We start from the raw sequence: 9,221 nt of genomic DNA, 5'->3' as shown, positions 1-9,221 counted from the left end.
AGGTCCCGTAGTGTAGCGGTTATCACGTCGCCCTGTCACGGCGAAGATCGCGGGTTCGATTCCCGTCGGGACCGTTTAAGATAACGCAAGTTATTTTAGACTCGTTAGCTCAGTTGGTAGAGCAATTGACTTTTAATCAATGGGTCACTGGTTCGAGCCCAGTACGGGTCATATCTGCGGGTTTGGCGGAATTGGCAGACGCACCAGATTTAGGATCTGGCGCTTAACGGCGTGGGGGTTCAAGTCCCTTAACCCGCATTAAGATATAATAAATGAGCCGGCTTAGCTCAGTTGGTAGAGCATCTGATTTGTAATCAGAGGGTCGCGTGTTCAAGTCATGTAGCCGGCATTTTTAGATAGAAGAAAGTAGTGCGAACGTAGTTCAGTGGTAGAACACCACCTTGCCAAGGTGGGGGTCGCGGGTTCGAATCCCGTCGTTCGCTTAGAGAGGCCGGGGTGGCGGAACTGGCAGACGCACAGGACTTAAAATCCTGCGATTGGTAACGATCGTACCGGTTCGATTCCGGTCCTCGGCATAATATAATGAGCACCCTTAGCTCAACTGGATAGAGTACCTGACTACGAATCAGGCGGTTAGAGGTTCGACTCCTCTAGGGTGCATTTTTCTATTTAACTCGGGAAGTAGCTCAGCTTGGTAGAGTACTTGGTTTGGGACCAAGGTGTCGCAGGTTCGAATCCTGTCTTCCCGATATATGGCGGTGTAGCTCAGCTGGCTAGAGCGTCCGGTTCATACCCGGGAGGTCGGGGGTTCGATCCCCTTCGCCGCTATAATGATCTTGTTGGACCTTTAGCTCAGCTGGTTAGAGCTCTCGGCTCATAACCGAGTGGTCGTAGGTTCAAGTCCTACAAGGTCCATTTAAATAGTATGGAGGATTACCCAAGTCCGGCTGAAGGGAACGGTCTTGAAAACCGTCAGGCGTGTAAAAGCGTGCGTGGGTTCGAATCCCACATCCTCCTTTTGTATTAACGCGGGATGGAGCAGCTCGGTAGCTCGTCGGGCTCATAACCCGAAGGTCGTAGGTTCAAATCCTGCTCCCGCAATAAGGCTCGGTAGCTCAGTTGGTAGAGCAATGGATTGAAGCTCCATGTGTCGGCGGTTCGATTCCGTCTCGCGCCATTTTTACTTATAGTATGTATGCGGGTGTAGTTTAGTGGTAAAACTACAGCCTTCCAAGCTGTTGTCGCGAGTTCGATTCTCGTCACCCGCTTTGAACTTTGTTCAAATTACCAAGTTTTTAACTTGGGCGCGTAGCTCAGGTGGTTAGAGCGCACGCCTGATAAGCGTGAGGTCGGTGGTTCGAGTCCACTCGTGCCCATTAATTGGAGAATTACTCAAGAGGCTGAAGAGGACGGTTTGCTAAATCGTTAGGTCGGGTAACTGGCGCAAGGGTTCGAATCCCTTATTCTCCGTTTTATTGAGAGTTTATAACTCTTTTTTTGTATTTTTAAGAATAGTAGAATAAAAACTTCAGATTTGTAAAACTTAATTGGATTACTTATCTGAAGTTTTTTTCGCTCTTTGTCAACTGTATAGGGCTGAAGAAATACTAAATTTTTATATATTGTTAATTTTATGGTTGTACTAGTTTATTATTACTTCCAACTCTTGAGTGAAATTTCTCCGCTATTGAGCCAGATTTCTTTTCCGTTATCACATTGCACCAAAAGCTTTCCATTTTCAGAGATATTTTTAGCAAGTCCCTTGTAGTCTTTTTTATCCAGTGTGAAAGTAACTTCTTTTCCAAGAACGAATGACTGTTTTTTATATAGGTATAATAGCTCATCTGCTGGTGTTTCGAAGAAAGCACGCCAGATTTCTATGATTAATTCATTCCTTGTTATTGGAGCTGTAGTTTTAAATAAGCTAGCAGCTTTTTCTTTTAATTCTTGTGGGAAATCATTAATAGTAAAGTTGATTCCTACTCCAATAATGATATCTGTGACTAAGCCTGTTTCTACAGAGGTCATTGCTTCAGTGAGGATTCCTCCAATTTTATGATTGTTTAGGTAGATATCATTGACCCATTTTATGTCGACATCTATTAAAGTTAGGTTCTTAATGGCTTTGTAGACAGCTCCTGCTACAAGTAGTGTGTAGGATGGTAATTGGTCATATGGAAGATTTGGTTTAAGATGGAGGGTCATATAAATCCCACCTTGAGGAGAGTAGAAGGAGCGTTGAAAACGGCCACGCCCTGCTGTTTGATAGGAAGCTAGATAGAGGGTGTTTGCTTCATTCCCTAAATCAATTGCTTCTTTTGCATCGAGTTGTGTTGATCTTGTTTCGTGTTTAAAACTGATTTTAATTGGAAGATTTTGTTCTAGAAGTTCTGGAAGAATAAGGTCTCCATTCACCAGTTTATAGCCTTTGTTTTTGATACTATCAATTTCAATGCCTTCTTGTTCTAAACGCTTGATGGCTTTCCAAATTGATGTTCGAGTTAGTGATAGTTCTTCTGCAATTTTTTCTCCGCTGATATAATCGATTTCTTTAGCTAGAATTTGGTAGACGGCTTGGTAGGATTTCATAGTGTTTCCTTTCTTTAGGAATTGTAAATGATTTAAATATAGTTTGGATAGTTGCTTTTAATCTTTATTTTATTACTACTATTTTAACATATGCCTAGTATTTTCGGCACGATTTTTTGGAGTGAATCTAGTCATTAAGCTTGAGTTGTGAAATCTCAGTATTTTTGCTCGCTTTTTTACCTAGGGAAGCGTTTCCTTTGTTTTCAAATTGCTAAAAAAGTGGTACAATAAAGGGTAGCTTACTATTATCTGAATCAACTGATTTGGAGAGAAAGGATTCATTTTGAAATCAATAGGCTTTATTGAAAAGCTGAAAGGGTTGTCTAGTAGAGAGCTGATTTTATTGGGAATTATCCTGAGTATCTTTTTACCCTTTTATCTTTTTGTAGTTGTATTCTGTTTATATATTATCAGTTTAATTTTTACAGGAGACATGAAAAGTATTCTTCAGAAAATGGGGGAGCATCCGATGCTGCTTCTTTTTCTTGGCTATAGTACTGTTATATCCGTTTTTGCACAAAATTGGATGGGAGTCGTAGCTTCAGTAGGAATTTTTCTATTTACTGTTTTCTTTTTGCACTATCAGTCGATTTTATCACATAAATTCTTTCGATTGATTTTGCAGCTCGTCTTGTTTGGTAGCGTATTATCAGCTGCTTTTGCGAGTTTAGAACATTTCCAAATTGTGAAGAAATTCAACTATGCTTTTCTTTCACCCAATATGCAGGTCTGGCATCAGAATCGTGCAGAAGTGACCTTCTTTAATCCTAATTATTATGGAATTATTTGCTGTTTCTGTATCATGATTGCCTTCTATTTGTTTACAACGACCAAGTTGAATTGGTTGAAAGTATTCTGTGTGTTTGCAGGCTTTGTGAATCTCTTTGGATTGAACTTTACTCAAAATCGAACTGCCTTTCCTGCTATTATCGCTGGAGCAATCATCTATCTCTTTACGACCATTAAAAACTGGAAGGCCTTTTGGCTTAGTATTGGGGTCTTCGCAATCGGCTTGAGCTTCCTCTTTTCTAGTGATTTGGGAGTTCGGATGGGGACTTTAGACTCTTCTATGGAAGAACGAATTTCTATCTGGGATGCTGGGATGGCCTTGTTTAAGCAAAATCCTTTTTGGGGTGAGGGGCCATTGACCTATATGCACTCTTATCCTAGAATAAATGCTCCTTATCATGAACATGCTCACAGTCTATATATCGATACGATTCTGAGTTACGGAATTGTGGGGACTATTTTATTAGTTTTGTCTTCTGTTGCTCCTGTTCGCTTGATGATGGATATGAGTCAGGAGTCGGGGAAACGTCCGATTATCGGTCTTTATCTGTCTTTCCTTACAGTGGTTGCTGTGCATGGAATCTTTGACTTGGCCCTCTTCTGGATTCAGTCAGGTTTCATTTTCTTGCTAGTTATGTGCAGTATTCCGTTGGAGCATCGAACGTTGGTATCGGATATGACGGATTAAGTTTATAAGATTAAAATTCTTCTACCTTGGGTAGGAGATTTTTTACTTGGAAAAATTATTTCTAAACCGAAATAGTTGACAGTTAGAATAATGAGTGTTACAATTATTTTATTCATTTCGATATCGAAATAAATTGGAGGTGCCATGAAAGATAGTCATTTGCTAGCCCATCATATTCGTTTGTTGAGTGGACGGATTTTTCAAAAGTTACTTAGTCGGGATCCTGAAGCTCTTTATCGGAGTGAACAGGGCAAGATTTTAGCGGTTTTATGGAATAGTGAAACTGGCTGCGCAACTGCGACAGATATTGCTCTGGCAACTGGGCTTGCTAATAATACACTGACGACTATGATTAAAAAGCTAGAGGAACAAAATCTTGTAACTATTAGTCCATGTGGAGAAGATAAGCGTAAGAAGTATTTGGTTTTAACAGACTTGGGGCAGTCTCAGAAAGAAGTGGGGCATCGTGTCAGTCAGAAATTGGATACGATCTTTTACAAAGGATTTTCAGAGGAAGAAATTCGTCAGTTTGAAGCCTTTCAAGAAAGAATTTTGGCTAATCTGAAAGAGGAGGAAAATGAGGATTAAAATGGAGCAAATTAGCTGTTTATAAGTAAAGGCCACTTTTGATTTTGTTTTCAAACTCTTAGGACAAGGAAACTATGTGGTTAGCTATGGTCAGACTCAGATTGGTGGAGTTGCCTATGCCCAGTATGATATCTTCCGTCTAGAAAAGGGGAAAATTGTGGAGCATTGGGACAATAAGGAAGTCATGCCTAAGGTAGAAAACTTGACCAATCAAGGGAAGTTTTAAATTGAGGATACAGAATGATTGAATACAAGAATGTAGCGCTACGCTATACAGAAAAAGATGTCTTGAGAGATGTCAATTTACAGATTGAGAATGGGGAGTTCATGGTTTTAGTTGGGCCTTCTGGGTCAGGTAAGACGACCATGATTAAGATGATTAACCGCCTCTTGGAACCAACTGATGGAAATATTTATATGGATGGCAAGCGCATCAAAGATTATGATGAGCGTGAACTTCGTCTCTCTACTGGTTATGTTTTACAGGCTATTGCTCTCTTTCCTAATCTAACGGTCGCGGAAAATATTGCCCTGATTCCTGAAATGAAGGGCTGGACTAAGGAAGAAATTGCTAATAAAACTGAAGAGCTTTTGGCTAAGGTTGGTTTACCAGTGGCTGAGTATGGACATCGACTTCCTAGTGAATTATCTGGTGGAGAACAGCAACGGGTCGGTATTGTACGGGCTATGATTGGTCAGCCTAATATTCTCCTCATGGATGAGCCTTTTTCAGCCTTGGATGCTATTTCTCGCAAGCAGTTGCAGGTTCTGACTAAAGAATTGCATAAAGAGTTTGGGATGACAACGATTTTTGTGACCCATGATACGGATGAAGCTTTGAAATTGGCGGACCGTATTGCCGTTTTGCAGGATGGAGAGATTCGTCAGGTGGCGAATTCTGAGACTATTTTAAAAGCTCCTGCAACAGACTTTGTTGCAGACTTGTTTGGAGGTAGTGTTCATGACTAATTTAATTGCAACTTTTCAGGATCGTTTTAGTGATTGGTTGACAGCTCTATCTCAACATTTGCAGTTGTCACTTTTAACCTTGTTACTAGCTATTTTTATCGCGATTCCCTTGGCTGTTTATCTTCGCTATCATGAGAAGTTGGCAGATTGGGTTTTGCAGATTGCAGGGATTTTCCAGACCATCCCGTCTCTGGCCTTGTTGGGGCTCTTTATCCCCTTGATGGGAATTGGAACCTTGCCGGCCTTGACATCTCTAGTGATCTATGCGATCTTTCCGATTTTACAAAATACCATCACTGGACTGAAGGGAATTGATCCGAGTCTGCAAGAGGCTGGGATTGCCTTTGGGATGACCAGGTGGGAGCGGCTCAAGAAGTTTGAAATTCCACTTGCCATGCCTGTCATTATGTCTGGGATTCGCACGGCGGCCGTCTTGATTATCGGTACGGCTACCTTGGCGGCCTTGATTGGGGCAGGGGGACTAGGTTCCTTTATCCTTTTGGGAATTGACCGTAATAATGCCAGTCTGATTTTGATCGGGGCCCTTTCTTCAGCAGTGCTGGCTATTGCCTTTAACTTCCTACTAAAAGTGATGGAAAAGGCAAAATTGCGGACGATTTTTTCTGGTTTTGCCTTGGTGACAATATTGCTTGGTTTGTCTTATAGTCCAGCCCTTTTGGCTCAAAAAGAGAAAGAGAACTTGGTCATTGCTGGAAAATTGGGACCAGAACCAGAAATTTTGGCTAATATGTATAAGTTACTGATTGAAGAAAATACCAGTATGACTGCGACTGTTAAACCGAATTTTGGGAAGACAAGTTTCCTCTATGAAGCTCTGAAAAAGGGGGATATTGATATCTATCCTGAATTTACTGGTACGGTGACTGAAAGTTTGCTTCAACCATCACCCAAGGTGAGTCATGAACCAGACCAGGTTTATCAGGTGGCGCGTGATGGCATTGCCAAGCAGGATCATCTAGCCTATCTCAAACCTATGTCTTATCAAAATACCTATGCTGTAGCTGTTCCGAAAAAGATTGCTCAAGAATATGGTTTGAAGACCATTTCGGATTTGAAAAAAGTGGAAGGGCAGCTGAAGGCAGGCTTTACACTTGAGTTTAATGACCGTGAAGATGGAAATAAGGGCTTGCAATCAATGTATGGTCTCAATCTAAATGTAGCGACTATGGAGCCAGCTCTTCGCTATCAGGCTATTCAGTCAGGTGATATTCAAATCACGGACGCCTATTCGACTGATGCAGAATTGGAGCGTTATGATTTACAGGTCTTGGAAGATGACAAACAACTCTTCCCGCCTTATCAAGGGGCACCACTGATGAAAGAAGCTCTTCTCAAGAAACATCCAGAGTTGGAAAGAGTTCTTAATAAATTGGCTGGTAAGATTACAGAAAGTCAGATGAGCCAACTTAACTATCAAGTGGGTGTCGAAGGCAAGTCAGCAGAACAAGTAGCCAAGGAATTTCTGCAAGAACAAGGTTTGTTGAAGAAATAAATGGAGAGGAAAGTCAGAGGCAGCCACTAGCCACTTTCTTCAACAGACAAAATCCCATCTCGTCTATAATTCGAGATGGGATTTTTAATGTTAGAGTAAGATAAACAAGAGCGCAATCAAAGCCGCTAGTGTGCCCCTTATAATGTGGTGCGATATGTTTTGACTTTCTTGGTGTCGCCCATTCCAGTAAGCACCGTAGCAGATGATGCTAGATCCCACTATCCATAAGACGACAGTTGCAAGCGGGACAAAGAAAAAGATAGCAAGAGCTAGTGAGGTGAGCCAGCTCCCTACCAAGATACACATATTCCCTTGACAGTAATTTTTTTCTTTCATAGCTGCGAAAGCTGCCGCGAGATGAAGGAGGGAGAAAATAAGAGCCAATACAATCGTCAGAATTCCTAGGATAATAGAAGTTAACATGGTTGATTCCTTTCTTCGTGACAGGATTAAATTTCGAGTGATTTTGTAGAAGTCATCTCAATCACATCTAAGTAAAATCTCACTACTTGGTCTTCTGTATAAGATTTTCCTTTTTTTAGCCACCAGGTCAGTGTTTCGATAAAATTGGTTACTACAAAATGTTTGAGGTAGGAGGCCGGTATGTTCGGATAGGTCTCTTGCAAATCCTCCGCTACCATGGGGTAAACATGGTGTTCGAGTTCCTTGTGTAGTTGGCGGAGAAAGTAGTCGTTTTTGGAAAAAAGAAGACTGGTTACATGGTCTTGGTTTTTTTGAAAATGTAAAAAGATATGTGCGAGGTAGTCTTCTGTAGTCAAGTGTTCTTCCCTTTCAAAGAGATGATGAAAGAGGTAGCGACAGAGCTCATCTAAAAGCAGTTCCTTGCTCTCGTAGTGACAGTAAAAAGTCGAGCGACCAACATCTGCCAAGTAAATGATATCTTGGACAGTAGTGGCATCATAGCCCTTGTTGTTCAAAACTTGTAGAAAAGCTTGATAAATGGCTTTTTTCGTCTTACTAACCCGACGATCTCTTTTTTGCATATAGACACTTGAGGCAAACTATTCAGAACTGAACAAGGCTGACAGTTTGCTTCTATCCTTTCTTTGGATTTTATTAGATAATACAAATGAAAGAAGTATATATACCTATTATACCAAAGGAGGGAGAGAAATGAGTTCTAAAACATCTATCTGGCTAGCCTTTTTCTTGAATCTATCATTTTCTGTTGTCGAATTTATTTTTGGGGGCATCTTCAATTCAAGTGCTGTATTAGCGGATGCGGTTCATGATTTGGGCGATGCTCTTGCCATAGGCTTATCAGCCTATTTGGAAACTATTTCCAATCGTCAGGAAGATAAACGTTACACTCTTGGCTACAAACGCTTCAGTCTGCTAGGCGCCATGCTGACTGCCTTGATCCTTTTGGCAGGATCTGTCATGATGCTCTTGGAGAATATTCCTCGCCTCCTATCCCCTCAGCCTGTCAACTACCAAGGGATGCTGTGGTTGGGAGTTATTGCGATTCTTATCAATCTCTTGGCTAGTCTGATTGTTCGTAAGGGGCGGACCAAGAACGAAGCTATCCTGACCTTGCATTTTTTAGAGGATATTCTAGGTTGGCTAGCGGTCATTCTGGTTGCTGGTGTTTTGTATGTGACAGATTGGTACTTTCTTGATCCACTCTTGTCTCTTTTAATTTCTAGTTTTATCCTCTGGAAAGCCATTCCTCGCTTTTGGTCAACACTTAAGATTTTCTTAGATGCTGTGCCTGAAGGGATCGAGACTGCCGAGCTAGAGAAAGAGTTAGCAGTGCTAGCTAATGTTAAAAGTGTTAATCAACTCAGTATTTGGTCTATGGATGGTCTAGAAAATGACGCCATTGTTCATATCTGTATCGAGAACTGGGAGCAGATGATGAAAACTAAAGAAGCAGTGCGTCAATTTTTAGAAGAAAGAGGCGTGCAGAATATCACTATTGAAGTGGACAGCAGTCAAAGCAGTCATGCGCAACATAGGCGGAGGGTCCAAGATAACAAACACTTATCTGAACACTATCATTAAGGTATAAAGAGCCGATCACATCAAAAATCGGTTCTTTATTTTTTATCCAATTTCAGTGCTTTGTCTAAGGAGCGCTTTAACTTCACAACTCTAGCTCAC

8 protein-coding genes, 16 tRNA genes and 1 pseudogene are annotated in these 9,221 nt (G+C 41.2%); 22 read left to right on the top strand and 3 right to left on the bottom strand.

What is annotated here, in order from left to right:
• The first annotated feature begins 1 nt into the window (after position 1).
• The 16 genes from O3601_RS09165 (at position 2) to O3601_RS09090 (ending at position 1,431) form a co-directional block, all read left to right on the top strand.
• Positions 2 to 74 (top strand) — tRNA-Asp (locus tag O3601_RS09165).
• 24 nt (positions 75 to 98) lie between these two features.
• A tRNA-Lys gene (locus O3601_RS09160) sits at positions 99 to 171 on the top strand.
• A gap of 5 nt (positions 172 to 176) precedes the next feature.
• A tRNA-Leu gene (locus O3601_RS09155) sits at positions 177 to 258 on the top strand.
• A gap of 18 nt (positions 259 to 276) precedes the next feature.
• Positions 277 to 349 (top strand) — tRNA-Thr (locus O3601_RS09150).
• Between the two features lie 22 nt (positions 350 to 371).
• Positions 372 to 443 (top strand) — tRNA-Gly (locus tag O3601_RS09145).
• A gap of 7 nt (positions 444 to 450) precedes the next feature.
• A tRNA-Leu gene (locus tag O3601_RS09140) sits at positions 451 to 536 on the top strand.
• Between the two features lie 11 nt (positions 537 to 547).
• Positions 548 to 621, top strand: a tRNA-Arg gene (locus tag O3601_RS09135).
• 15 nt (positions 622 to 636) lie between these two features.
• Positions 637 to 710: transfer RNA gene (locus tag O3601_RS09130), tRNA-Pro, on the top strand.
• A 5-nt stretch (positions 711 to 715) separates the two neighbouring features.
• A tRNA-Met gene (locus O3601_RS09125) sits at positions 716 to 789 on the top strand.
• Between the two features lie 13 nt (positions 790 to 802).
• Positions 803 to 876: transfer RNA gene (locus tag O3601_RS09120), tRNA-Ile, on the top strand.
• Between the two features lie 12 nt (positions 877 to 888).
• Positions 889 to 978, top strand: a tRNA-Ser gene (locus tag O3601_RS09115).
• Between the two features lie 10 nt (positions 979 to 988).
• A tRNA-Met gene (locus tag O3601_RS09110) sits at positions 989 to 1,062 on the top strand.
• 3 nt (positions 1,063 to 1,065) lie between these two features.
• Positions 1,066 to 1,138, top strand: a tRNA-Phe gene (locus tag O3601_RS09105).
• 20 nt (positions 1,139 to 1,158) lie between these two features.
• Positions 1,159 to 1,229: transfer RNA gene (locus O3601_RS09100), tRNA-Gly, on the top strand.
• A gap of 34 nt (positions 1,230 to 1,263) precedes the next feature.
• Positions 1,264 to 1,337 (top strand) — tRNA-Ile (locus tag O3601_RS09095).
• A 6-nt stretch (positions 1,338 to 1,343) separates the two neighbouring features.
• A tRNA-Ser gene (locus tag O3601_RS09090) sits at positions 1,344 to 1,431 on the top strand.
• Between the two features lie 183 nt (positions 1,432 to 1,614).
• Here the strand turns inward: O3601_RS09090 and birA are convergent.
• The gene (gene birA / locus O3601_RS09085; protein ID WP_371472661.1) at positions 1,615 to 2,550 is read right to left on the bottom strand and encodes a bifunctional biotin--[acetyl-CoA-carboxylase] ligase/biotin operon repressor BirA; all 936 of its coding nucleotides are present in this window, start codon (positions 2,548 to 2,550) and stop codon (positions 1,615 to 1,617) included.
• 283 nt (positions 2,551 to 2,833) lie between these two features.
• Here birA and O3601_RS09080 point away from each other — a divergent pair, with 283 nt between their 5' ends.
• From O3601_RS09080 to O3601_RS09060, 5 genes and pseudogenes are all read left to right on the top strand, one after another.
• Positions 2,834 to 4,027 (top strand): O-antigen ligase family protein, encoded by a 1,194-nt coding sequence (locus O3601_RS09080; RefSeq protein WP_371472658.1) that lies wholly within the window; start codon positions 2,834 to 2,836, stop codon positions 4,025 to 4,027.
• Between the two features lie 144 nt (positions 4,028 to 4,171).
• Positions 4,172 to 4,615, top strand: a complete 444-nt coding sequence (locus O3601_RS09075; protein WP_371472655.1) for a MarR family winged helix-turn-helix transcriptional regulator — start codon at positions 4,172 to 4,174, stop codon at positions 4,613 to 4,615.
• 34 nt (positions 4,616 to 4,649) lie between these two features.
• Positions 4,650 to 4,841: pseudogene (locus O3601_RS09070) on the top strand (polyketide cyclase); the annotation flags it as partial.
• 14 nt (positions 4,842 to 4,855) lie between these two features.
• Entirely contained in the window at positions 4,856 to 5,584 is a 729-nt protein-coding gene (locus tag O3601_RS09065; RefSeq protein ID WP_371472652.1) for an ATP-binding cassette domain-containing protein, read from the top strand.
• Entirely contained in the window at positions 5,577 to 7,097 is a 1,521-nt protein-coding gene (locus O3601_RS09060; protein WP_371472650.1) for an ABC transporter permease/substrate-binding protein, read from the top strand. Before O3601_RS09065 ends, O3601_RS09060 begins: the two co-directional genes overlap by 8 nt.
• 90 nt (positions 7,098 to 7,187) lie before the next feature.
• On the opposite strand, the gene O3601_RS09055 is transcribed toward O3601_RS09060, so the two are convergent.
• A complete protein-coding gene (locus O3601_RS09055; RefSeq protein ID WP_371472647.1) occupies positions 7,188 to 7,520 on the bottom strand; it encodes a glucuronide permease in 333 nt (110 codons plus the stop codon).
• Positions 7,521 to 7,546: 26 nt separating this feature from the next.
• Positions 7,547 to 8,101 (bottom strand): TetR/AcrR family transcriptional regulator, encoded by a 555-nt coding sequence (locus tag O3601_RS09050; RefSeq protein WP_371472646.1) that lies wholly within the window; start codon positions 8,099 to 8,101, stop codon positions 7,547 to 7,549.
• Positions 8,102 to 8,231: 130 nt separating this feature from the next.
• Between O3601_RS09050 and O3601_RS09045 the strand changes: the two genes are divergently transcribed.
• Entirely contained in the window at positions 8,232 to 9,122 is an 891-nt protein-coding gene (locus O3601_RS09045) for a cation diffusion facilitator family transporter (RefSeq protein ID WP_371472644.1), read from the top strand.
• Positions 9,123 to 9,221 lie beyond the last annotated feature (99 nt).

Origin of the sequence: Streptococcus sp. 20925_1_69, from assembly GCF_041432365.1 — a bacterium.
Classification (GTDB): Bacteria; Bacillota; Bacilli; order Lactobacillales; family Streptococcaceae; genus Streptococcus.
This window is presented reverse-complemented; position numbering and strand designations above follow the sequence as displayed.